The 23032-nt window shown below is 64.7% G+C and carries 20 protein-coding genes; 13 read left to right on the forward strand and 7 right to left on the reverse strand.

The window, feature by feature from the left end; all coding sequences use genetic code 11:
- Window positions 1–753: 753 nt before the first annotated feature.
- Together rnd and AC1VNY_RS10715 are read left to right on the forward strand one after the other, a co-directional pair.
- Window positions 754–1902, forward strand: coding sequence for a ribonuclease D (gene rnd, locus AC1VNY_RS10710; RefSeq protein ID WP_482405117.1), 1149 nt, complete (start codon window positions 754–756; stop codon window positions 1900–1902).
- 360 nt (window positions 1903–2262) lie between these two features.
- Window positions 2263–2466: a cold-shock protein gene (locus AC1VNY_RS10715; protein ID WP_016847412.1), complete on the forward strand. Its 204-nt coding sequence runs from the start codon at window positions 2263–2265 to the stop codon at window positions 2464–2466.
- A 79-nt stretch (window positions 2467–2545) separates the two neighbouring features.
- Here the strand turns inward: AC1VNY_RS10715 and purN are convergent, their stop codons facing one another.
- Both purN and purM read right to left on the reverse strand, forming a co-directional pair.
- Window positions 2546–3196: a phosphoribosylglycinamide formyltransferase gene (purN, locus tag AC1VNY_RS10720; RefSeq protein WP_482405118.1), complete on the reverse strand. Its 651-nt coding sequence runs from the start codon at window positions 3194–3196 to the stop codon at window positions 2546–2548.
- Complete coding sequence (purM, locus tag AC1VNY_RS10725) at window positions 3193–4278, reverse strand: phosphoribosylformylglycinamidine cyclo-ligase (RefSeq protein ID WP_461193177.1); 1086 nt, start codon at window positions 4276–4278, stop codon at window positions 3193–3195. The genes purN and purM overlap by 4 nt, the downstream gene beginning before the upstream one ends.
- Window positions 4279–4438: 160 nt before the next feature.
- Here purM and AC1VNY_RS10730 point away from each other — a divergent pair, with 160 nt between their 5' ends.
- The 4 genes from AC1VNY_RS10730 to ppx all read left to right on the forward strand — a co-directional run bounded on the left by AC1VNY_RS10730 (window position 4439) and on the right by ppx (window position 9599).
- Window positions 4439–4981: a CDP-alcohol phosphatidyltransferase family protein gene (locus AC1VNY_RS10730; protein ID WP_016847415.1), complete on the forward strand. Its 543-nt coding sequence runs from the start codon at window positions 4439–4441 to the stop codon at window positions 4979–4981.
- Window positions 4982–5069: 88 nt separating this feature from the next.
- Window positions 5070–5747: a P-loop NTPase family protein gene (locus AC1VNY_RS10735; RefSeq protein ID WP_482405119.1), complete on the forward strand. Its 678-nt coding sequence runs from the start codon at window positions 5070–5072 to the stop codon at window positions 5745–5747.
- A 132-nt stretch (window positions 5748–5879) separates the two neighbouring features.
- The gene (locus AC1VNY_RS10740; protein WP_482405120.1) at window positions 5880–8084 is read left to right on the forward strand and encodes an RNA degradosome polyphosphate kinase; all 2205 of its coding nucleotides are present in this window, start codon (window positions 5880–5882) and stop codon (window positions 8082–8084) included.
- A 12-nt stretch (window positions 8085–8096) separates the two neighbouring features.
- On the forward strand, window positions 8097–9599 hold the full coding sequence (gene ppx, locus AC1VNY_RS10745) for an exopolyphosphatase (RefSeq protein WP_304499968.1): 1503 nt from the start codon (window positions 8097–8099) through the stop codon (window positions 9597–9599).
- 24 nt (window positions 9600–9623) lie between these two features.
- On the opposite strand, the gene AC1VNY_RS10750 is transcribed toward ppx, so the two are convergent.
- Both AC1VNY_RS10750 and ndk read right to left on the reverse strand, forming a co-directional pair.
- On the reverse strand, window positions 9624–10463 hold the full coding sequence (locus AC1VNY_RS10750) for a TerC family protein (RefSeq protein ID WP_028344814.1): 840 nt from the start codon (window positions 10461–10463) through the stop codon (window positions 9624–9626).
- 110 nt (window positions 10464–10573) lie between these two features.
- Window positions 10574–10996: a nucleoside-diphosphate kinase gene (gene ndk / locus AC1VNY_RS10755; protein WP_016847423.1), complete on the reverse strand. Its 423-nt coding sequence runs from the start codon at window positions 10994–10996 to the stop codon at window positions 10574–10576.
- Window positions 10997–11343: 347 nt separating this feature from the next.
- Between ndk and AC1VNY_RS10760 the strand changes: the two genes are divergently transcribed.
- From AC1VNY_RS10760 to AC1VNY_RS10770, 3 genes are all read left to right on the forward strand, one after another.
- Complete coding sequence (locus AC1VNY_RS10760) at window positions 11344–11607, forward strand: hypothetical protein (RefSeq protein WP_018271306.1); 264 nt, start codon at window positions 11344–11346, stop codon at window positions 11605–11607.
- Between the two features lie 224 nt (window positions 11608–11831).
- A complete protein-coding gene (locus AC1VNY_RS10765) occupies window positions 11832–12002 on the forward strand; it encodes a hypothetical protein (RefSeq protein ID WP_482405121.1) in 171 nt (56 codons plus the stop codon).
- A 107-nt stretch (window positions 12003–12109) separates the two neighbouring features.
- A complete protein-coding gene (locus tag AC1VNY_RS10770) occupies window positions 12110–13972 on the forward strand; it encodes an ABC-F family ATP-binding cassette domain-containing protein (RefSeq protein ID WP_482405122.1) in 1863 nt (620 codons plus the stop codon).
- Window positions 13973–14224: 252 nt separating this feature from the next.
- Here the strand turns inward: AC1VNY_RS10770 and AC1VNY_RS10775 are convergent, their stop codons facing one another.
- From AC1VNY_RS10775 to AC1VNY_RS10785, 3 genes are all read right to left on the reverse strand, one after another.
- On the reverse strand, window positions 14225–14779 hold the full coding sequence (locus tag AC1VNY_RS10775) for a hypothetical protein (protein ID WP_375764465.1): 555 nt from the start codon (window positions 14777–14779) through the stop codon (window positions 14225–14227).
- 102 nt (window positions 14780–14881) lie between these two features.
- Window positions 14882–15334, reverse strand: coding sequence for a DNA polymerase III subunit chi (locus AC1VNY_RS10780; protein WP_482405123.1), 453 nt, complete (start codon window positions 15332–15334; stop codon window positions 14882–14884).
- A gap of 15 nt (window positions 15335–15349) precedes the next feature.
- On the reverse strand, window positions 15350–16855 hold the full coding sequence (locus tag AC1VNY_RS10785; RefSeq protein WP_482405124.1) for a leucyl aminopeptidase: 1506 nt from the start codon (window positions 16853–16855) through the stop codon (window positions 15350–15352).
- A 371-nt stretch (window positions 16856–17226) separates the two neighbouring features.
- Here AC1VNY_RS10785 and lptF point away from each other — a divergent pair, with 371 nt between their 5' ends.
- From lptF to AC1VNY_RS10805, 4 genes are all read left to right on the forward strand, one after another.
- Entirely contained in the window at window positions 17227–18393 is a 1167-nt protein-coding gene (gene lptF, locus AC1VNY_RS10790; RefSeq protein ID WP_016847429.1) for an LPS export ABC transporter permease LptF, read from the forward strand.
- Complete coding sequence (gene lptG / locus AC1VNY_RS10795) at window positions 18390–19487, forward strand: LPS export ABC transporter permease LptG (RefSeq protein WP_028335173.1); 1098 nt, start codon at window positions 18390–18392, stop codon at window positions 19485–19487. Before lptF ends, lptG begins: the two co-directional genes overlap by 4 nt.
- 77 nt (window positions 19488–19564) lie before the next feature.
- A complete protein-coding gene (locus AC1VNY_RS10800) occupies window positions 19565–21988 on the forward strand; it encodes an LPS-assembly protein LptD (RefSeq protein WP_482405125.1) in 2424 nt (807 codons plus the stop codon).
- Between the two features lie 86 nt (window positions 21989–22074).
- Window positions 22075–23022, forward strand: a complete 948-nt coding sequence (locus AC1VNY_RS10805) for a SurA N-terminal domain-containing protein (RefSeq protein WP_482405126.1) — start codon at window positions 22075–22077, stop codon at window positions 23020–23022.
- Window positions 23023–23032 lie beyond the last annotated feature (10 nt).

Consider the following 23032-nt stretch of genomic DNA (forward strand, 5'->3'; position numbering starts at 1 on the left):
CATTGGCGACAATGGGCCTCGTTCGACGATGCCAAAGGGCTTGTTTACCCCAGACTGGACGCGTTCACAAAGTGCGAAACGCGCGGCGCCATTCGATTTTGCGCGCGATGACTCGGACGCGTCAGCGCCGAGGATGTGGATGTGTGACTCACAGACCGCGCCACACACTCAATGTCGTCCTGGCGAAAGCCAGGACCCATTATCCCAAATGAGAGTTGTTGCGCGACGCTGGGGCCACGATCCCGTTCATGATCAAATGCGGTGGTTCTGGGTCCTGGCTTTCGCCAGGACGACGATCGTGTGTGGCATCCGCACTGTCGTCGCCCGGCTCGCCGCCTCCGCTGAAGCTTCGGCGCGCCAAGGATGCATAGCGTCATCGAAGCCTTGGCGAAGACGGGACCGGGCGATGACACGGAGATGAAGTACGCAATGACGATGCGCCGTATCGCGCGAGAACCACCCTCATCGTCGTCCTGGCGAAAGCCAGGACCCATTATCCCAAGTGCCGATTGCCGCGCGAGGCCGGGGCCGCGATCCCCCGGCCAGCAAATTTCGAAGATTATGGGTCCCGCCCTCCGCGCGCACGACCGCCGAATTCCCGGCACGACCGGGCCGAAAACACCCTCGAATCACGCCCAATCAATTCAAAAATGGCCCATCCCTCGCCCCGCGCAGGGCCAAAATCCCTGCAAGACCCTTGACATAGCTGCCCTTTCGGCAGAACGCGTGTGGTCAAGCCGTTATGGACACTTCATGGATTTGATTAACACGACCTCCGACCTCGCCGCCGCCTGCGACCGGCTCGCCAAACACAAGGTCATCACTGTCGACACCGAGTTCCTGCGGGAGACGACCTACTATCCGCTGCTCTGCGTCGTGCAGATGGCGAGCGCGGAAGAAGCCGTCGTGGTCGACGCGCTGGCACCCGGCATCGACCTCAAGCCGTTCTTCGACCTGATGTCGAACGAGGCCGTGCTCAAGGTATTCCACGCCGCGCGGCAGGACATCGAAATCGTCTGGCACCTGTCCGGCACGATCCCGCATCCGATCTTCGACACCCAGGTCGCCGCCATGGTGCTCGGCTATGGCGACAGCATCGCCTACGACCAGCTCGTCGACCGCGTCACCGGCCACCGCCCCGACAAGACCCATCGCTTCACCGACTGGTCGCGCCGGCCGCTGAGCGACGAGCAGCTGCATTACGCCGTCTCCGACGTGACCCATCTGCGCGAGGTGTTCGCGGCGCTCGACGCCGATCTGAAGAAGCGCGACCGCAGCGACTGGGTCAGCGAGGAGATGGAGGTCCTGACCTCGCCGAAGACCTACGACTTCCATCCCGAGCGTGCCTGGGAGCGGCTCAAGACCCGCGTGCGCAAGCCGCGCGAGCTCGCGGTGCTGATCGAGGTTGCCGCCTGGCGCGAGCAGGAGGCGCAGAGCCGCGACGTGCCGCGCTCGCGCGTGCTCAAGGACGATGCGGTCGGCGATATCGCCACCCACGCGCCGACCTCGCTGGAGAAGCTCGGCAATCTGCGCTCGCTGCCGAAGGGTTTCGAGCGCTCCAAATGGGGCGCCGACATCATTGCTGCCGTGCAGCGCGGCCTCGCCCGCGACCAGGCCACGCTGCCCAAGCTGGAAAAGCCGAGAAACAATTCCAACGGTGCGGCGACCGTCGAGCTGCTGAAGGTGCTGCTGCGCATGACCTCGGAGCGGCACGGCGTCGCCAGCAAGGTGATCGCCACCGTCGACGATCTCGAGCAGATCGCGGCCAGCGATCAGGCCGAGGTCGGCGCCCTGCACGGCTGGCGGCGCGAACTGTTCGGCGAGGCCGCGCTCAAGCTCAAGCACGGCCAGCTCGCGCTCGCGATCGACAAGGGCCGCGTGGTGCGGGTGGACCGGGGCTAGCGCACGCCGTTCGCCCGGCGCGCGCCAGGTTCCACCGGCAGTCGGCCAGTGGCCGAACGCGTTGCGCCGGAGTTCGACCGGCACAGGCTGAGGTTGCGTCACGCAAAACCACCGCGCTTGCTAAGGCGCAATTTTCGTGTTGCAATCGCTTCACAATCGGATTGCGGCCGTTCGACTGTGCGTTTCGCGACGTTGATATCCAAGGCTTCGATGTACAGGACTTCGAGAGGCGAAACTTCGGACTTGAAGACTTTGGATCTGACGACCCGGGAAGTGAACAGACAGCGCAAAGTCCGCTTGCGGCGTGGCACGTGGAAAACGTGGCCGCGTCTTTTTTATGTCTAAACTGGGAGAGAGACGATGCCGAAGGGTACCGTCAAATGGTTCAACCCGACCAAAGGTTACGGGTTCATCAAGCCAGCCGTCGGCGACAAGGATGTGTTCGTCCACATCTCGGCGGTCGAGCGCGCGGGCCTCAGCACATTGAACGAGAACCAGTCCGTCGAGTACGAGCTGGTGGAGAACCGCGGCAAGGCGTCGGCCGAGAACCTCAAGGTTCACTGAACGCCGCTGCCAGCGGAATTCATCCTGTGATGCCTCCCCCGGCCGCATCACCCCGGGGGATGTCTCCTGCAACCGCGCGCTAAGGCGCCGGCGCGATCAGCGTGCTGTCCGTCGGTGCGCTCCCAAGCGTCTTGCAGAGGTCGCCTTCGAGCTTGAGCCGGCCGCTTGCCAGAAGCCGCAGCGCCTCCGGATAGATGCGATGCTCGATGGTGATCACGCGCGCGGCGAGCGTCTCGGCCGTGTCGTCGTCAGCGACCGTGACCGCGCCCTGCATCACGATCGGTCCGGCGTCGGTCTCCGGGATCACGAAATGCACCGTCGCTCCGGACAGCTTGACCCCTGCGCGCAACGCCTGGCCGTGCGGATCGAGGCCGGGAAAACAGGGCAGCAGCGAGGGATGGATGTTGAGCATCCGCCCGTACCAGTGCCGTACGAACTCGGCGGTGAACAGCCGCATGAAGCCGCCGAGGCAGATCAGGTCGACCTGCCTGTCGTCGAGCGCGCGCTGCAGCACGGCCTCGAAGCCGGCGCGGTCCTTGCCGAACGGCTTGCTCTCGACGACGATGGTCGCAATGCCGCTCGCCGCCGCCTTCTCAAGCCCGGCAGCATCGGCACGGTTCGAGATCACAGCCACGATCTCGGCCGGGAAATCCTGAGCCCTCGCAGCCTCGATCAGCGCGGCCATGTTGGAGCCGCGGCCGGAGATCAGGATGGCGACGCGGCGCTTCATCGCGAGAGATCGAGATGACCGTTATAGACCACGCGATGCTCGCCCTCATGCGTCCCCTTGGCCTCGATCACCTCGCCGAGCAGCGTCACGGTCTCGCCGCCGGCGGTGAAGGCCTCGGTCACGGCGTCGACCGCATCAGCCTTGACGATCGCGATCATGCCGATACCGCAGTTGAAGGTGCGCAGCAGCTCGAGCTCGGCGATGCCGCCCTGCTCGGCCAGCCATTTGAACACCGGCAGCACCGGCAGCCGCGCCAGATCGATGCCGACGCCGAGATGCTTCGGCAGCACGCGCGGAATGTTGTCGGTGAAGCCGCCGCCGGTGATGTGGGCGAGGCCCTTCACCGCGCCGGTGTCGCGGATCGCGCGCAGGCAGGATTTCACATAGAGCCTGGTCGGCGTCAGCAGCGCCGCGCCGAGCGTCATGACCGGCGCGAACGGCGCCGGCGCGTCATAGGCAACGCCGGACTGCTCGACGATCTTGCGCACCAGCGAATAGCCGTTGGAGTGCACGCCGGAGGAAGCCAGCCCGATCACGGCATCGCCCGCCGCGATATCCGCGGTCGGCAGCAAGGTGCCGCGCTCGGCCGCGCCGACGGCGAAGCCGCCGAGGTCGTAGTCGCCATCCTTGTAGAGGCCGGGCATCTCGGCGGTTTCGCCGCCGATCAGCGCACAGCCGGATTCCCGGCAGCCTTCGGCGATGCCGGCCACGATCTGCGCGGTGGCCTCCGGGTGCAGCTTGCCGCAGGCGAAATAGTCCAGGAAGAACAGCGGTTCCGCGCCCTGCACGACGAGGTCGTTGACCGACATCGCGACCAGATCGATGCCGATGCCGCCATGAATGCCGGTCTCGATCGCGATCTTCAGCTTGGTGCCGACGCCATCGGTCGCGGCCACCAGAACCGGATCCTTGAAACCGGCGGCCTTGAGGTCGAACAGCCCGCCGAAACCGCCGATCTCGGCGTCCGCGCCAGGCCGCGCGGTGGCCCGCACCATCGGCTTGATCAGATCGACCAGTCGATTGCCGGCGTCGATATCGACACCCGAATCCGCGTAAGTGAGCCCGTTTTTGCGCTCGGTCATGCCCAATTCCAGATGATCAGGGGCTGGTTACGAGGAATTCCGCCCCCGCGCAATGGCTCGCGGCGCTGCTGCCGCGATACTATGTAGATAACACAAGGCGGCTGCGCAAAAGAGCCGGATATCGAGTAAAATCAGGCTTCTAGCCGGGAAGCGATCCAAGTTGAGCATTCCGAACATCATCACCCTCGGCCGCATCATCCTGGTGCCGGTGATCGTCTGGGCCATCGTGTCCAGCCAGATGGAGATTGCGTTCGCGATCTTCGTGATCGCCGGCGTCTCGGACGCGGTCGACGGTTTCCTCGCCAAGCGCTTCAACATGACGAGCGAGCTCGGCGCCCTGCTCGATCCGCTCGCCGACAAGGCGCTCCTGGTGTCGATCTATGTCGCGCTCGGAATCTGGGGCGCGGTGCCGCGCTGGATCGTGATTCTCGTGGTGTCGCGCGACATCATGATCGTCTCCGCCGTGATTGTGTCATGGTTGTTCGACAAGCCGGTCGAGATGAAGCCGCTGATGGTGTCGAAGCTGAACACGGTGGCGCAGGTCGCGTTCGCGGCGCTGGTGCTGGCCTCGCTCGGCTTCGGCTTCGAGCCGCATCCTTACGACTGGATCCTGATGGGCCTGGTCACGATCTTTACTTTGGGTTCGGTGTCCCTCTATCTCGTGGAGTGGGTGCGGCACATGAGCACGATCGAAGCTCGGTAGGCGGGATCCGGAAAAGTCGAAGCCGGTTTTCCCGCGACAAACGCGACGTGCTTGCGCATAGCTAAAATAAGGTGGTTTGGAGACTTGTGTGGCCAGTAGCGTTCAACCTCGTCAATTGGCCTTGGCCCTGCCGCACGAGGAGAAGCTGACCCGCGACGATTTCCTCGAGGGCCCTGCCAATGAAGCCGCGCTGGCGCTGATCGACGGCTGGCCCGACTGGCCGAACCGAATCATGCTGCTGGTTGGGCCTAACGGCGCCGGCAAAAGCCACCTCGCCGCGATCTGGGCCGAGAGCGCCGGCGCGCGCTCGACCGCGGCGCATGCGCTGACCGCCGACACGGTGCCGACCGCGCTTGCGACCGGTGCGCTCGTCGTCGAAGACCTGAGGCCGGCGGATTTCGACGAGCGCGCGATGTTTCATCTGATGAATCTGGCGCGCCAGGACGATGCCTACGTGCTGATCACGGCGCGCGTTCCGCCGTCGGCGTTCGAGATCGAATTGCGCGACCTGCGGTCGCGGCTACGCGCGGTGCCGACCGTGACGCTGCTGCCGCCGGACGACCAGCTGTTCCGCGGCCTGATCGTCAAGTTCTGCGCCGACCGCCAGATGAGCGTGGACGAACCGCTCGTCAGCTATCTGAGCAACCGGATCGAGCGTTCCTACGTTGCCGTCCGGCAGGCGGTCGAGCTGCTCGATACCGAGGCACTCCGGCTCGGCCGTCCCGTCACACGGGCGCTGGCGGCGGAGCTGTTGCGCGATGCCTGACCGGTCCCCGCGGCTTGACGGCGCAGGCGAGCGGAACATCAATGTCATCGAAACGTCATCGCAATATCACATGGTTTCTGCGGCTCTCGGCTAGACCGCCCCGGCCCCTGCCCTGAATTGGACCAGCACTTGATGGACTCGGTACAAGCTACTGAAATCAAAGAAAAAGAGGCGGAATTTCCTGCCATCCCCGCAATCGCGACCAGCCCCGAGCGCTTCATCAACCGGGAGCTCTCCTGGCTGCACTTCAACCGGCGGGTGCTCGAGGAATCGGTCAATCTCGGTCATCCCGTGCTGGAGCGGGTTCGTTTCCTGTCGATTTCGGCGAATAACCTCGACGAGTTCTTCATGGTCCGTGTCGCCGGCATCAAGGCGCAGGTCCGCGAGGGCATTACCGAGCGCAGCCCGGACGGCCTGCTGCCGGCCGAACAGCTCGTGATGATCAACAAGACCGTCTCGCAGCTCGCCTCCGATCAGCAGGCGATCTGGAGCGACCTGCGGGACATCCTGGCCAAGGTCGGCATCCAGCTCGTCGACGGCCGTGACGTCACCAAGTCCGAGCGCAGCTGGATCGAGGATCACTTCCTCCACAACATCTTCCCGCTGCTGACGCCGCTGGCGATCGACCCGGCGCATCCCTTCCCGTTCATCCCGAATCTCGGCTTCACGGTGGCGCTGCAATTGTCGCGGATCGCCGACGGCAAGGCGATGAACGCGCTGATCCGCATGCCCGGCAAGATCGATCGCTTCATCCGTATCCCCTCAACCAAGGAAGGCGCGCCGGCGCGGCTGATCACGCTGGAGCAGGCTACGGGTCTGTTCATCGGCCGCCTGTTCCCCGGCTACACCGTCAAGGGCCAGGGCGCATTCCGCATCATCAGAGACTCCGAACTCGAAATCGAGGAAGAGGCCGAAGACCTCGTTCGCCTGTTCGAGACCGCGCTCAAGCGGCGCCGCCGCGGGTCGGTGATCCGGCTCGAGATCGAGGCCACGATGCCCGAGGAGCTGCGCATCTTCGTGCAGCACGCCTTGTCGGCCGCCGACGACGAAGTGATCCTGGTCGACGGCGTGCTGGCGATGAACGAGCTGTCGCAGCTCACCCGCCTCAATCGCCCCGACCTCGAATTCCCGCCCTATGTGCCGCGTCATCCCGAGCGGGTGCGCGATCATGGCGGCGATATCTTCGCCGCCATCCGCCAGAAGGACCTCGTGGTCCATCACCCCTACGAATCCTTCGACGTCGTGGTGCAGTTCCTGCAGCAGGCGGCACGCGATCCCGACGTGGTCGCGATCAAGCAGACGCTCTATCGCACCTCGAACAATTCGCCGATCGTGCGCGCGCTGGCGGAGGCCGCCGAAGCCGGCAAGTCGGTGACCGCGCTGATCGAGCTGAAGGCGCGCTTCGACGAGGAAGCCAACATCCGCTGGGCCCGCGACCTCGAACGCGCCGGCGTGCAGGTGGTCTACGGCTTCATCGAATTGAAGACGCATGCCAAGCTGTCGATGGTGGTGCGCCGCGAGGGCGGCAATCTCACGACCTATGTGCACACCGGCACCGGCAACTATCACCCGGTCACCGCGCGCATCTACACCGACCTCTCCTACTTCACCTCGGATCCGATCATCGGCCGCGACGTCGCGCGGGTCTTCAACTACATCACCGGCTATGCCGAGCCGAGCGACATCGAGAAGATGGCGGTGTCGCCGCTGACGCTGCGCAAGCGGATCATCGAGCACATCCACGGCGAGATTGCCCACGTCAAGCATGGCCGGCCCGGCGCGGTCTGGATGAAGATGAACGCGCTGGTCGATCCCGACATCATCGACGCGCTGTACGAGGCCTCGCAGGCCGGCGTCTCGGTGGAGCTCGTGGTGCGCGGCATCTGCTGCCTGCGGCCGGGGCTGCCGGGATTGTCCGAGAACATCCGCGTCAAATCGGTGATCGGCCGGTTCCTGGAACACGGCCGAATCTATTGCTTCGGCATGGGCCAGGGCCTGCCGAGCACAAAAGCTGCTGTGTATATCTCGTCCGCTGATATGATGCCGCGGAACCTCGACCGCCGCGTCGAGGTTCTCTGTCCGCTGCAAAATCCCACGGTGCATCAGCAGGTTCTCGAGCAGATCATGGTCGCGAATCTGAAGGACACCGAGCAGAGCTGGCAATTGTTGCCGGATGGGTCGTCAACGCGTATGAAGGCCGCGAAAGGCGAAGAGCCCTTCAATCTGCATGACTACTTCATGACAAATCCGAGTCTGTCCGGCCGTGGTAAGTCTCTCAAGGAATCTTCACCGCGCCGTCTCACGCGTCGCAACGAGCGACAGCAGTCATCGTCTTAAGGGGGCCTTACGGTGAAGCGACCGCGGAAGCGCGCTTCCAGCGTCGCTGTCATCGACATCGGCTCGAACTCGGTTCGTCTCGTGGTTTACGAGGCGATGGCGCGCAGCCTCATCACCATCTTCAACGAGAAGGCGCTGTGCGGGCTCGGGCGCGAGGTGCAGAGCACCGGCCTGCTCGCAACCGATGCCGTCAACAAGGCGCTCACCGCGCTGCGCCGTTTTCGCGCGCTGTGCAGGATCCAACAGGTCGGCCGCGTCTACGCAATCGCGACCGCGGCCTGCCGCGACGCCAAGAACGGTCCGGACTTCATCGCCAAGGCCGAGCGCATCTGCGGCGCCAAGATCGAGATTCTCACCGGGCCGCGTGAAGCAAAGCTGTCCGCGCTCGGCGTCGTTTCGGGGGTGCACAATCCGAACGGCATCGTCGGCGATCTCGGCGGCGGCTCGCTTGAACTGATCGACGTCAAGGGCAACCGCGTGCGCAGCGGCGTGACGCTGCCGCTCGGCAGCCTCGCGCTGCAGGACCTCTCCAACAAATCGCTCAAGCGCGCCGAACGCATCGTCAAGAACGAGTTGCTTGGCGTCGCCCAGCTCAAGACCGGCCGCGGCCGCACCTTCTATGCGGTCGGCGGCACCTGGCGTGCGTTGGCGCGCATTCACATCATCCAGAGCGGCTACCCGCTCAAGGTGATGCACGGCTATTCGATCCCGGCGGCGGACGCGCTCGATTTCGCGCAGCGGCTGCGACGGCTGGCGGCCACCAACATGCTGGCCAATATCGAATCGGTCGCCGACGCCCGGCGGCCGCTATTGGCCTACGCCGCGCTCGTACTCGAATACATCATCCGCGTGGCCCAGCCGAAGACCATCGTGTTCTCGACCTTCGGCGTGCGCGAGGGCTTGCTCTACGAGATGCTGCCGCCGGCCGAACGCGCCAAGGACGGACTGCTCTGCGCCGCGCAGAACCTCAACGAATTGCTGTCGCGCTCGGCCCGCCATGCCCAGGAGCTGACGGCGTGGACCGACCGGCTGGTGCGCGTCGTCAGGCTGCGCGAGACCGAGGAAGACCGCAGGCTGCGGCACGTCGCCTGCCTGCTCTCCGATATCGGCTGGCGGGTGCATCCCGATCATCGCGGCGAGGAAACCCTCAGCCTGATCATGAACGGCAATTTCGGCTCGATCACGCATCAGGGCCGCGCCTTCGTCGCGCTCTCGGTGTTCTATCGCTACGCCGGGCTCAGCGAGGAAAACGAGCCGCCGCCGCAGATCCGCGCGCTGGTGACGCCGGCGATGGACGAGCGCGCCCGCGTGCTCGGCGCCGCGTTCCGCGTGGCGCATCTGATCACGGCGGCGCGCACCGGCGTGCTGCCGGCAACCCATTTCCGCACCCAGGGCCGCAAGCTGATGCTGGTGTTCGAACACCGGATGGTAGATCTGGTCGCCGATCGCGTCGGCAGCCGCTTCAAGCAATTGGCGCGGCTGGTCGGGCGCGTCGGCTCGATCGTGCGGCGCTAGGGCTCACGCCGCCTTGGTCAGGGCTCACGCCGCCTTGGCGGCGTGCTTTGCCTTGCGGAGTGCGTGGCGGCGCCAGATCGACCCCGCGACCAGCACCACGATGATGCCGAGCACCGCGAGCGCGATCTCGCCGCCATTGCCGCCATGGGCGAATTGCGGCGACATCCCGACCGACGTCAGCCAGGAATCGAGCTTGGCACCGAGCGGTCCGGCGAACAGCGCGTCCAGCTTCGGATGCACGGCCGGATCGGTCGCGATGACATCGCCCGCGATCCAGCCCAGCAGCGCGGCACCGGCCCAGACCAGGACCGGCAGCTTGGTGAGCAGCGCCATGATCAGCGCCGCGCCGGCAACGATCAGGGGAACGCTGATCGCAAGGCCGAGCACCAGCAGCGGCACGCTACCATTGGCGGCGGCGGCCACCGCGATCACATTGTCGAGGCTCATCACGATGTCGGCGACCACGACGATCTGAACCGCGGCCCACAGATGCGAGGCCGCGTGCACGCTGTCCTCGTCTTCCTGCTCCGGTACCAGCAGCTTGGCGGCAATCACGATCAGCGCCAGCCCGCCGACCAGCTTCAAATAGGGAAGCTCCATCAGGCTGGCGACGATGCCGGTGAAGATGACGCGCAGCAGCACGGCCGCGGCGGCGCCGAGAATCATGCCCCACAGGCGCTGGCGCGGCGCGAGCCCGCGGCAGGCGAGCGCGATCACGAGCGCGTTGTCGCCCGACAACAGGACGTTGATCCAGATGATCTTGCCGACGGCGACCCAGAAGGTCGGCGTCGCCATCTCGTTCTTGAATTCGGTGAAGAACGCGCCGATGTACGCCGGATCAAAGATCTGCCACAGCCAGTCCACAGCGAGTCCTATTCGGCCTTGCGGCCGCCCCTGACGGCGATCGTCCGCCGCTCCCCGGTTTGTTTCGACGCGGTCCCCTCGGGAGACCGCGCCACTTCACCAATACGGCGTTAGCCGACGATCTCGTTGCCTGCGAAGAACTGCGCGATCTCGATCACGGCGGTCTCCGGCGCATCCGAACCGTGCACCGAATTCTCGCCGATCGACTTCGCATAGAGCTTGCGGATGGTGCCTTCGGCGGCCTTCGACGGGTCGGTCGCGCCCATCACGTCGCGATATTTCAGGATGGCGCCCTCGCCTTCCAGCACCTGGACCACGACCGGGCCCGAGGTCATGAAGTCGACCAGCTCGCCGAAGAACGGACGCGCCTTGTGAACGGCGTAGAAGGTCTCGGCCTGGCCGCGGGTCATGCGGATGCGCTTCTGCGCCACGACCCGCAGGCCCGCCTTCTCGATCACCGCATTGACCGCGCCGGTCAGGTTGCGCTCGGTGGCGTCGGGCTTGATGATCGAAAAGGTGCGTTCAATCGCCATGATTTCGTCCTTGTAAACGTGGCTGGGAGTTGCCGGGGCTTATATCGGCGCGATGGGGTAACGGCAAGCGACCCTGTGACGCGTTAGCCTTTAGTTTTGACGGATTTTCACGACGAAAACCGTCGTTTGGGTGCCCTCCGGACCAGCGGCCGGCTCGGCCAACTTACCGCGATTTCACCTAGGTGAACCCATTCTGTCAGCGCCGTGCCGCTGGCGTTCAGCTCCAGCCAGATAGGCTCTGCAGTGATCGGACGCCTTGCTGGCCCCCCATCCGCAAGCCTCACAGGACGTCTCGGGAAATGTCACCGCGGGCGCGTCGCGCGCGCCCATACCTCGAGGAGACGATCATGTTACGCAAACTCTCGCTTGCCGCCGTCGCCGCGGTTTCGCTCGGTGCCGCCGCGCTCGCCCCGACCTCCGCCTCTGCGTGGGGTGGTTGGCATGGCGGCTGGCACGGTGGATGGCACCACGGCTGGTGGGGCGGCCCACGCGTCATCGTCGGCGGCCCGGCATATTACGGCGGTTATGGCTATGGCGGCGGCTGCTACGTGCGCCGCGTCGTGCCGACCCCGTGGGGCCCCCGCTGGCGCCTGGTCAACCGCTGCTACTGATCCATCGAATCTGTCGACTGCTCCCCTGACTTGCTTCTCGCCCCGGCCCTCGCGCCGGGGCTTTTTTTCAGGTCCGCCGGGGAACCCAGGCATATGATGGGGCCCACTACCTCAAGGCGAGAGTAAGGCGCGGAAACCAAATTCGGGGTCGCGACTTGTCATGGCGAGGAGCTACTCGAACACGCGAGGTGGAACTCGCCAAGAGATGTGCCATGACGATGACAATGAGCAAGATCGACAAGGACGCCGATCAGATTGATCACAAGACCTGCCGTTACATCTGCGATGCGGTGGGTGAACGGCTTCAGCAAAGCATGCGGCCAGAGCCCGCGCTTTCGTCCCGCCTGCAGCAGCTCCTCGACGAGATGCAACGACGGGAACGCGATCACCATTAGATGTTGAGGGCTGACCAGCAGCCCAATTGCGTTTTTGCAACAGCGTCCGGGAGAGATTTTACAAACAGACGGGTTGCGTTTGGCGGCGGGTCCGGTGACAACGCTGCATGCTCTCCATCACTGACATCTCGGTCCGGATCGCCGGACGGCTGTTGATCGATCACAGTTCGGTACAAATTGTGCCCGGAGCCCGCGTCGGATTTGTCGGCCGCAACGGCGTCGGCAAATCGACGCTGTTTCACGCCATCCGGGGCGACATCCCGACCGAGAGCGGCAGCATCGCGCTCCCGCCGCGCTGGCGTATCGGCAGCCTCGCGCAGGAAGCGCCCGACGGGCCCGAAAGCCTGATCAACGTCGTGCTGAAGGCCGATCTCGAGCGCGACGCGCTGCTGCGCGAGGCCGAGACGGCGCATGATCCGCACCGGATTGCCGAAATCCAGACCCGGCTGGTCGACATCGACGCCCATTCCGCGCCCGCCCGCGCCGCGGCGATCCTCTCCGGCCTCGGCTTCTCGACATCAGACCAGGCGCGGCCGTGCGCGGAATTTTCCGGCGGCTGGCGCATGCGCGTCGCGCTGGCGGCGACGCTGTTCTCGGCGCCCGACCTTCTGCTGCTGGACGAGCCGACCAACTATCTCGATCTCGAAGGCACGTTGTGGCTCGAGAACCACCTCGCCAACTATCCGCGCACGGTGATCGTGATCAGCCACGACCGCGATCTCCTGGACACCTCGGTCGATCAGATCCTGCACCTCGATCGCGGCAAGCTGACGCTCTACAAAGGCACCTATTCCTCGTTCGAGGAGCAGCGCGCCGCGCGCGAACTGCTCGACGCCAAGCACGCCAAGCGGCAGGCCGATGAGCGCAAGCGCCTGCAGGATTTCGTCGACCGCTTCAAGGCCAAGGCCTCGAAGGCACGGCAGGCGCAGTCGCGCGTGAAGATGCTGGAGCGGATGAAGCCGATCACCGCGCTGGTGACCCAGGATGTTCATGAGATCTCGTTCCCGGCACCGGAGAAGCTGCTGTCGCCGCCGATCATCGCGGTCGACGACGTCTCGGTCGGCTACGAACCCGGCAAGCCCGTTCTCAATCGCGTGACGCTGCGCGTCGATACCGACGACCGCATCGCGCTGCTCGGGGCAAACGGCAACGGCAAGTCGACGCTGGTCAAGCTGCTGGCGGGCAAGCTCGCGCCGTTTGCCGGCAGGATCACGAGGGCCGACAAGCTGTCGGTCGGCTATTTCGCCCAGCACCAGGTCGACGAGCTCAATCTCGACGGCTCGCCCTATGATCACATCCGCAAGCTGATGCCGGAGGCGCCGGAGAGCAAGGTGCGCGGCCGCGTCGGCGCGATCGGTTTCTCCGGCAAGGCCGGCGACACGCTGGTGAGGAGCCTGTCGGGCGGCGAGAAGGCACGCCTGCTGCTGGGGCTTGCCACGTTCTACGGCCCGAACATGATCATCCTGGACGAGCCGACCAACCATCTCGATATCGACAGCCGTGCGGCGCTGGCGGAGGCGATCAACGAATTCCCCGGCGCGGTCATGATGGTCTCGCACGATCGTTATCTGATCGAGGCCTGCGCCGACCGCCTGTGGGTCGTGGCGAACCAGACCGTGACGGCCTATGACGGCGATCTCGACGAGTATCGACGCATGATCCTGTCGGCCAATGACGGCCGGCCGGCCTCGCGCGAGCGCGTCAAGGAGCCCGCCAAGCTGGAGCGCGCCCGCAACGAGAAGCGCGCTTCACCCAGGCAGCGGGTCCAGCAAGCCGAGGCCGAGATCGAGCGCATCAACGGCATCATCGCCAAGATCGAAACCGCGCTCGCATTGCCCGATATTTTTACGCGCGACCCCAAGCAGGCCGCGCAACTGACCAAGGCGCGCGCCGGCGCCGAGAGCGCGCTACAGCGCGCCGAGGAAGACTGGCTGGAAGCCAGCGGCGAACTCGACGAAGCGGCGAATTAGATTTGACTCACCGAGCCACATATTCGGTGTCGTCCCTGCGAAAGCAGGGACCCACAACCACAGATGGTCATTGTTGCCCGATCGTCGAACGACGAGTCCCTTTAACCACATCCGCCGCGGAGTATGGGTCCGTGCTCCCGTGCGCAATTGCGTACTAGGCAGGGACGGACGTGTGGAGGGAGCCAGGGCTCTCATTTCTTCCGGTATCATGCCCGCGCATGCGGGCGTCGACGTGCCGCCGGCGAAAATGCTCTAGCCGTGCGAGGTCTTTTTCTTCTTCGGCTTCGCCTGCTTCGGCTCCGGCACAGGGTCCGCACCGCGCTCGACGGACGACAGGCGCCCTGAGGAGAACGTGTAGATGCCGGCGCGCGCGCCACGCGACCAGGTCACGACCGCAACACGCTCGCCGCCCGGCCCATTGGACAGGTTCACACTGTCGGGAGCACCGATGCCGCGCACGACGTCGCATTCAGTGTGGCCGAGTGCAACGCTGCCGCCGGTTGGCTGCGGCGGCGGTGCACCGCCGGCCTGTGCGTTGGCATCGGCGGCCCCCGGCGGCGGTGCCATGCCTGGACAGCTGCCGTCGGCACTGACGAGATCGTCGTTCGTCACCGGCTTGTCTGGCGTCAGCGGCGGCGATTCGATCGAGATGTTGCGGATGAACACCCGCCCGGGACGCGAGAACCATTCCGCATCGCGCGAAAACAAGTCGGATCCGGCGCCCGAACAGCCGGCAAGTCCCGGTGCAAGCACCAGCAAGGCCAGCAGCGACTTCCGACTGAATGTTCCGTCCTGCACGATCGACAAAGCTCCTACCCCTTCACCTAAGGGCTTGTCCGAACATCACTTTGCGGCATGACCGTGGCCCGCCCCAAGAAACGTCGAATTATCATTAATTAGTAGCTATCGCTATTGGCGCCGCTGCCAGCGTCCCCGCTCGTCGGTCTGCCAATAGGTGACCTCGAAGCCGCGCGCCTTGCAAGCAGTCCAGCTTTCCCTGGCCGAGGCCACCGCGTCAGGGTCGTCGCCATTGAACACGAGGACCACCCGCTCGTAGCTGTCGCAGTCGGCCGGCAGCGCCGCATTGTCGACCAGGAAGCGGACATTGGCCCGATTCGGGTTGCCCTCCTCGATCGACAGGATGATCGGCTGGTCCTGCACGTCGGCAACGCGCGAGGTCGCGTGCGGCAGGAATGAATCGTCGCTGTAGGTCCACAGATGCGCGTCGAGCGTCTCGGCGCGCTCCTGCGACGTCGATTGCACGACCACGCGCCAGCCGCGCTCGAGCGACTTCTCGAGCAGCGGCGGCAGCACGCTCTCCAGCGTCATGTTCTGCAGGTGGTAGAACAGAACCTCGGTCATGCGCCGGCCGACACTCTATTTCCCGGCTTCATAATAGTCGGAGACCAGCCGCTCGAGCAGCCGGACGCCATAACCCGAACCCCAGCTCTGATTGATCTCGGTCTTCGGCGCGCCCATCGCGGTGCCGGCGATGTCGAGATGCGCCCACGGCGTGCCGTCGACGAAACGCTGCAGGAATTGCGCTGCCGTGATCGAGCCTCCGTTGCGCCCGCCGGTGTTCTTCATGTCGGCGAATTGCGAATCGATCTGCTTGTCGTATTCGGGACCGAGCGGCATGCGCCACACCTTCTCACCGGTCTCGAGGCCGACCTTGGCCAGGCGCTCGGCGAGTTCGTCGTTGTTGGAGAACATGCCGGCGTGATCGGTGCCGAGCGCGACCATGATCGCGCCGGTCAGCGTGGCCAGATCGACCATGAATTTCGGCTTGAACTTCTTGGCGACGTACCAGAGCACGTCGGCGAGCACGAGGCGTCCCTCGGCGTCGGTGTTGATGATTTCGATGGTCTGGCCGGACATCGAGGTGACGATGTCGCCCGGACGCTGCGCATTGCCGTCGGGCATGTTCTCGACAAGGCCGATGGCGCCGACCACATTGACGCGGGCCTTGCGCGCCGCGAGCGCGTGCATCAGCCCGACCACGCAGGCCGCACCGCCCATGTCACCCTTCATATCCTCCATGCCGCCTGCCGACTTGATGGAGATGCCGCCGGTGTCGAAGCAGACGCCCTTGCCGACGAACGCGACCGGCGCCTCGCTCTTCTTGCCGCCGTTCCAGCGCATGATCACGGTGCGGCCGGGCCGCGCCGATCCCTGCGCGACGCCGAGCAGCGCGCCCATGCCGAGCTTGGTCATCGCCTTGACGTCGAGCACCTCGACGCTGACGCCGAGCTTGCGAAGCTGGCTGGCGCGGCGCGCGAATTCCTCGGGATACAGCACGTTCGGCGGCTCGTTGACGAGCTCACGCGCCAAATTCACACCGTCGACGACGGACGCTTCGGGCGCATAGGCCTTCCTGGCGGCGGCAACATCGTCGACGGCGATCGAGACGTCGGCCCGCAGGGCGGCGCCGTCCTCGCCGTCCTTCTTCTTGGTCTTGTAGCGGTCGAACTTGTAGGCGCGCAGACGGATGCCGGTGGCGATCGCGGCGGCCTCGCCGGCGGCCATCGCGGCATCGGGCAGTTCTGCGACCACGGTCATCGAACCGCTGCCGGCATTGAGCTTGCCGGCCACCGCGCCGCCAAACTTGAGAAAATCCTTCTCCTTGAGGTCGGCCGCCTTGCCGGTGCCGATCACGATCAGCCGCTCGACCTTGATTCCTTCCGGCGCCAGGATGTCGAGGATTGCCCCGCTCTTGCCCTTGAACTGGTTGGCGGCCGCAGCCCGCTTGACCGTCTCGGCGGCGGCTCCCAGCGCCTTCCGGGTGGCGGCTCCCAGCTTCAATTGCTCGTCGCAAAAGGCGACCAGAATGCCGCGAGCGGACGCGGAGAATGGGACAAAGCCGACCTTGACGGCGTCGGACATAGGAAAATCCTCCAGAACTCAGGGTGTTGCTCGGACCTGAGGCGGTCCTTCCGGCACGCGGGGTGAGCATTGCGATGGCAGTCCGGAACCAGCCCGGACCGGGCTTGTCGTGCACTATGACCTGTCGGCTGCGTCGCTGCCAAGCGCCGGAGTGGCCGGAAGGCCACAAAAGCGATTAATTAACCATAAATTAAGCGTGCCTTGGCCCGGCCATTTTGTTGACGGATCAAAGGGATGGTAGTGAGAGAGTGACTAGAGAGTGAGCCGGACGGGTCCGCGGCTCGACCATAGGGGAACCCGGGTTGACGGGGATGGTCGAAAGCCGTGCGTTTGGTTGCGTGCAGGGGGCCTTTGGGGGTCGTGCGGTAGCGATGGGGTCGATCGACAAGTACATCTTCAAAACGACGCTGGCGTCGTTTGCGCTTGTCCTGGTCAGCCTCACCGGCGTGATCTGGATTACGCAGGCGCTGCGCGGCATCGACCTGATGACCAGCCAGGGTCAGACCATCCTCACCTTCCTTGGCATCACCGGTCTCGTGATTCCCGCCCTGGTGCTGATCATCGCCCCGATCGCGCTGATGATCGCGATCTCCCATACGCTGAACAAGCTCGCGACCGATTCCGAAATCATCGTCATGAACGCGGCGGGCTTCTCGCCGATCCGGCTGTTCCGGCCGTTCTTCCTCGCCACCTGCGTGGTGGCCGCCCTGGTCGCCTTTATCGGCGCCTATCTCGCCCCCGACGGCATGCGCCGAATCAAGCAGTGGGACGCCGAGATCACCGCCGACGTGCTGACCAACATCCTGCAGCCCGGCCGCTTCGCCCAGCTCGACCAGAACCTGACGATTCGCATCCGCGAGCGCCTGCCCGGCGGCGTGCTCGGCGGCGTCTTCGTCGACGATCGCCGCGATCCGCAGGAGCGCGTCACCATCATCGCCGACCACGGTACCGTGCAGAAGACCGATCGAGGTTCGTACCTCGTGCTCTATGACGGCAATCTGCAACGGTTCGAGGTTGGCAAGCGCGATCCGGCGCTGGTCGCATTCGCCCGCTACGCCTTCGACATGTCGAAATTCTCGCAGGGCCGCGACGTCACGCTCGGGATTCGCGAGCGCTATCTCTGGGAGCTGATGTGGCCGGACGAGGAAGACAAGACCTATCAGCAGCTGTCCGGCCAGTTCTTCGCCGAGCTGCATGATCGCTTCATGGCGCCGATCTATCCGTTTGCGTTCGCTGCCCTCACCTTTGCCTTCCTCGGCGCGCCGCGCACCACGCGCCAAAGCCGCAATTTCTCGATCGGCGGCTCGGTATTCGCGGTGTTCGGCCTGCGCATGGTCGGGTTCGCCTGCTCCGTCATGGCGGTGAAGACGCCGCTCGCAGCGCTGGTGCAGTATCTGATGCTGTTCGGCGGCATCGGCATCGGCATCTGGATGATCGTCGGCGGCGTGGTCGTCGAACCGCCGCCGCGGCTGATGGAGGCGATCAACAGGAACAACGAGCGCATTGCGCGCCTCTTCCGGAGGCCGGCAACCGCATGAGCATGGTCACAAACACGCTCGGGCGTTATTTCGCCGGCCGCTTCGTGGTCGCGGCGGTGGGCGTGTTCGCGGGCATCTTCGTGCTGCTCGTGCTGGTCGACTACATCGAGATGGTGCGCAAGACGTCGGGCCTCGTCTCGGCCTCCGCGATCACGGTCGCGGAGACTTCGCTATTCCGGGTACCGCAGCTGCTCGAGAAGCTGATGCCGTTCTGCGTGCTGATCGGCGCGATGACCTGCTACCTCGCCTTGTCGCGGCGGCTGGAGCTCGTCGTGGCACGCGCCGCCGGCGTCTCGGCCTGGCAATTCATCTCACCGGCGCTGGCCAGCGCGATCATGCTCGGCATCTTCGCGACCACCGCCTACAATCCGGTATCGGCTAATCTGCGCGAGCTCTCCAAACGGATGGAGGCCGAACTGTTCGGCTCGGCGCCCGGCGGCGGCATTCAGGACGCGTCCGGCTTCTGGCTGAACCAGATCAACGACGAGGGTCAGGCGATCATCAACGCGGCCCGCAGCGAGCAGCAGGGCGTCCGGCTGACCGGACTCACCGTGTTCCGATTCGATACGGCGCTCCAGTTCAAGGAGCGAATCGAAGCGCGCGAAGCAGCGCTCGAAGACGGCCGTTGGGTGTTCAAGGGAGTACGCCGATTCACCCTCGATAAGCCTCCGGTGGACCAGGACACCTTCTACCTGACCACCACCCTTACCCCGGCACAGGTGCGCAACAGTTTCTCCACCCCGGAAACTGTGTCCTTTTGGCAACTGCCGAACTACATCCGTTCGTCGGAGAGCTCAGGGTTCGCGACGGCTGGCTATCGCTTGCAGTATCACAAGCTCATCGCACAGCCGTTTTTGCTGGCTGCGATGGTGATGTTGGCGGCTTCTGTGAGCCTCCGCTTCTTTCGGATGGGCGGCGTGCAGAAGATGGTTTTGAGTGGCGTGGGCGCAGGCTTTCTGCTCTACGTGCTGTCGAAAGTAACTGAAGATTTGAGCAAGGCTGAGTTGATGCATCCCATCGCTGCGGCGTGGTTGCCCGTCGTTGTGGGCAGCCTCACCGGTTTCTTAGCCTTGCTGTACCAGGAGGACGGGTAGTGGCTATCGTCGCCGCCCGCCAGTTGAGGTCGCCTGCTCTCGGGCGGCGCAGTGCCCTGCGCCGTCAACGGAGCCGCATGGCCGCGTTTGGCGTTTCGATCTCAGCTCTCCTCGCCGCGTTTGTCGTGGTCAGCGCGCTCGATGTGGTCGCGTCGACGCCGGCTGCCGCGCAGGCCTTCACCTACAATCCGCGTCCGCCGAAGCCGCCCCGCCCGCCGGCCAAGAATGACGGGCAGATGCTGGTTCAGGCGACCGAGGTCGATTACGACTACAACAACCAGCGCATCTCGGCCGTCGGCAACGTCCAGATGTTCTACAACGGCACCAGCGTCGAGGCCGACAAGGTCATCTACGACCAGAAGACCAAGCGTCTTCATGCCGAAGGCAACATCCGCATGACCGATGCGGAAGGCAAGATCACCTACGCCAACATCTTGGATCTCAGCGACGACTACCGCGACGGTTTCGTCGATTCGCTGCGCGTCGACACTGAAGACCAGACCCGCATGGCGGCGACCCGCGCCGATCGGTCCAGCGGCAATTACACGGTGTTCGACAACGGCGTTTATACCGCCTGCGCGCCCTGTAAGGATGATCCGAAGAAGCCGCCGCTCTGGCAGGTCAAGGGCGCGCGCATCATCCATAACCAGACCGAGAAGATGCTCTATTTCGAGAACGCCCAGCTCGAATTCTTCGGCGTTCCGATGGCGTATCTGCCCTACTTCTCGACGCCCGATCCGACCGTGAAGCGCAAGAGCGGCTTCCTGATGCCGGGCTTCACCACGTATTCGGCGTTCGGCGTCGGCGTCGAAATCCCCTATTACTTCGCGCTCGCGCCGGACTTCGACGCGACCTTCAATCCGCGCATCACGTCGAAGCAGGGCGTGCTGTTCCAGGGCGAATTCCGTCAGCGTCTGTCGAACGGCGCCTATCAGATCCGGCTCTACGGCATCGACCAGCTCGATCAAGGCGCCTTCGCCGGCCAGCCCGGCGACCGCCAGTTCCGCGGCGGTGTCGAGACCAAGGGTCAGTTCGCGCTGAACGACAAGTGGACCTGGGGCTGGGACGGCGTGCTGCTGTCCGACTACTACTTCATGTCCGATTACCGGCTCGCCCAGTACAAGGACCCGTTCGGATCGTTCCTGTCGCTGCCGACCGAGGCGATCTCGCAGCTCTATCTGACCGGCGTCGGCAACCGCAGCTTCTTCGACGCGCGCGCGATCTATTATCTCAGCTACTCCGGTAACCAGAACCAGGTTCCGGTGGTCGCGCCTGTCATCGACTACAACAACGTGATCAACAGCCCGATCTTCGGTGGCGAGTTCAGCTACAAGGTGAACTTCACCAACCTGACCCGCGAAACCGCGGTGTTCGACCCGATCACGGCACAGGCCGCCAACCCTCTTAACCCGTTGTGCACGACAACGTCCGCTGATCCGATGGCGCGCACGCCGTCGCAGTGCCTGCTGCGCGGCATGCCGGGCACCTACACAAGGCTGACCGCCGAGGCGCAGTGGCGTAAATCCTATACCGACCCGCTCGGCCAGATCTGGACGCCGTTCGTCGGCGTCCGCGCCGATGCCATCAACGCCGACATCTCGAACCAGCCGGGCGTTTCCAACTTCCTGCCGGTCGGTGACACCCAGACGGTCCGCCTGATGCCGACCGTCGGCTTCGAATACCGCTACCCCTTCATCAACGTGCAGCCGTGGGGCACGACGACCGTCGAGCCGATCGCGCAGGTCATCATCCGGCCAAACGAGCCCGACGCCGGCAGGCTTCCGAACGAGGACGCGCAGAGCCTGGTGTTCGATACCTCGAACCTGTTCGCGGTCGACAAGTTCTCCGGATACGACCGCGTCGAGGGCGGCAGTCGCGCCAATGTCGGCGTGCAGGCCACCACGCAGTTCGATCGCGGCGGCAGCGTCAAGGCGATGTTCGGACAGTCCTACCAGATGTTCGGGTTGAACTCGTTTGCAGTCGCGGACGTCACCAACACCGGCGTCGACTCCGGCCTGCAGAATCCGCGCTCGGACTATGTCGCGAGCCTCGCCTACTCGCCCAACCGCACCTACACGTTCAGCGTCCGCTCGCGGATGGACGAGGCGACCTGGAATATCAACCGGTTCGAGGCCCAGGCCAGCGCGAACTTCGACCGCTGGTCGGTCAGCCTGATGTACGGCGACTATGCCGCGCAGCCGGAACTTGGCTATTTGACGCGCCGCGAGGGCATCCTCGCCAGCGGATCGATCAAGGTGGCGGCGAACTGGGTGGTTCAGGGCGCAGCGCGCTGGGACCTTGAAGCGAACAAAATCAACCAGTACGCGTTCGGCGCGGGCTATGTGGACGACTGCTTCGTGCTGGCCGCCAACTATGTCACGTCCTATACCTATCAGGCCGGCTCGACGCCGCCCGTCCTCAGCCACGCGTTCATGTTCCAGATCGGGCTGCGGACGATCGCCCAAACCTCCACGACCAGCAGTTCGGCTGGCATGCAGTAGTGAGCGAGCGGTCTGGCGGGGGGCTTGGATTGCCTGCGGGCCTGTGGCTCCGGCTTGAATTGGTTTAAACGGCTGACATGACGATAATGACGACCGCTAGCCTGCCAACGCGCCGCTATCAGCTAGTGTTGAGTTTCCTGCTGGCTCTTTTCCTCCTGCTCGGAGGCGGTGCGCGACTGCATGCCCAGACCATCGCCGTGATGGTCAATGGCGAGCCCATCACCAATTACGACATCGAGCAGCGCGCCAAGCTGAACGCGCTGACCGGCGGCAAGACGCCCGATCGGAAGACCGTCCTCGACGAACTGATCGACGAGAAGCTGAAGATCAAGGAAGCCAAGAAATTCGGCGTCGATCCCTCAGCCGGCGATATCGACCAGTCCTTCGGCGGCATGGCGCAGCGGATGCGGCTTTCCGGCGACCAGCTCACCAAGGTGCTCGAGGGCAAGGGCATCCGCCCGGACACGCTGAAGCAGCGCATCAGGGCCGACATGGTCTGGACCAGCCTGGTCCGCGGCCGCTTCAAGGAAAGCCTGCAGGTTGGCGAAAAGGACGTGGCCAACGCGGTCAAGGAGACCGGAGGGGCGGTTGAGGCCGAGGCATTCGAATACAGGATGCAGCCGGTCGTTCTGATCGTGCCCCGCGGCGCGCCGCAGTCGGAGTTCGAGGGACGCCGCAAGGAAGCGGACAGCCTGCGCGAGCGCGTCACCAGCTGCGAGGAAGCCAACACCTCCTTCAAGTCGATGCGCAACGCCGCGATCCGCGAGATCGTCGTGAAGACCTCGGCCGACCTGCCGCAGTCGCTGCGCGACATCCTGGACAAGACCCCGGTCGGCCACCTCACCCCTCCCGAGGTCACCAAGCAGGGCATCGAAATGGTCGCCCTCTGCGGCCGGAAGGCAACCACCGTCGACACGCCGAAGAAGCGTGAGATGCGCGACAAGATGTACGTGCAGAAGTACGAGGCGAAGTCGAAGGCCTACCTGCAGGAAGTCCGAAAAGCCGCGATGATCGAATATCCAGGCGGGCGATGATCGACTATCG

Source organism: Bradyrhizobium ferriligni (assembly GCF_056837965.1).

Excerpts from the sequence above, each read along its gene's own strand:
- purN (WP_482405118.1), bottom strand. The coding sequence starts at position 3,196 with ATGAAGCGCCGCGTCGCCATCCTGATCTCCGGCCGCGGCTCCAACATG.
- AC1VNY_RS10740 (WP_482405120.1), top strand. The coding sequence starts at position 5,880 with ATGGACTCGGTACAAGCTACTGAAATCAAAGAAAAAGAGGCGGAATTT.
- AC1VNY_RS10805 (WP_482405126.1), top strand. The coding sequence starts at position 22,075 with ATGACGACCGCTAGCCTGCCAACGCGCCGCTATCAGCTAGTGTTGAGT.
- AC1VNY_RS10715 (WP_016847412.1), top strand. The coding sequence starts at position 2,263 with ATGCCGAAGGGTACCGTCAAATGGTTCAACCCGACCAAAGGTTACGGG.
- lptF (WP_016847429.1), top strand. The coding sequence starts at position 17,227 with ATGGGGTCGATCGACAAGTACATCTTCAAAACGACGCTGGCGTCGTTT.
- AC1VNY_RS10800 (WP_482405125.1), top strand. The coding sequence starts at position 19,565 with ATGGCCGCGTTTGGCGTTTCGATCTCAGCTCTCCTCGCCGCGTTTGTC.
- AC1VNY_RS10785 (WP_482405124.1), bottom strand. The coding sequence starts at position 16,855 with ATGTCCGACGCCGTCAAGGTCGGCTTTGTCCCATTCTCCGCGTCCGCT.
- AC1VNY_RS10765 (WP_482405121.1), top strand. The coding sequence starts at position 11,832 with ATGAGCAAGATCGACAAGGACGCCGATCAGATTGATCACAAGACCTGC.
- purM (WP_461193177.1), bottom strand. The coding sequence starts at position 4,278 with ATGACCGAGCGCAAAAACGGGCTCACTTACGCGGATTCGGGTGTCGAT.
- AC1VNY_RS10760 (WP_018271306.1), top strand. The coding sequence starts at position 11,344 with ATGTTACGCAAACTCTCGCTTGCCGCCGTCGCCGCGGTTTCGCTCGGT.
- ndk (WP_016847423.1), bottom strand. The coding sequence starts at position 10,996 with ATGGCGATTGAACGCACCTTTTCGATCATCAAGCCCGACGCCACCGAG.
- rnd (WP_482405117.1), top strand. The coding sequence starts at position 754 with ATGGATTTGATTAACACGACCTCCGACCTCGCCGCCGCCTGCGACCGG.
- lptG (WP_028335173.1), top strand. The coding sequence starts at position 18,390 with ATGAGCATGGTCACAAACACGCTCGGGCGTTATTTCGCCGGCCGCTTC.
- AC1VNY_RS10780 (WP_482405123.1), bottom strand. The coding sequence starts at position 15,334 with ATGACCGAGGTTCTGTTCTACCACCTGCAGAACATGACGCTGGAGAGC.
- AC1VNY_RS10770 (WP_482405122.1), top strand. The coding sequence starts at position 12,110 with ATGCTCTCCATCACTGACATCTCGGTCCGGATCGCCGGACGGCTGTTG.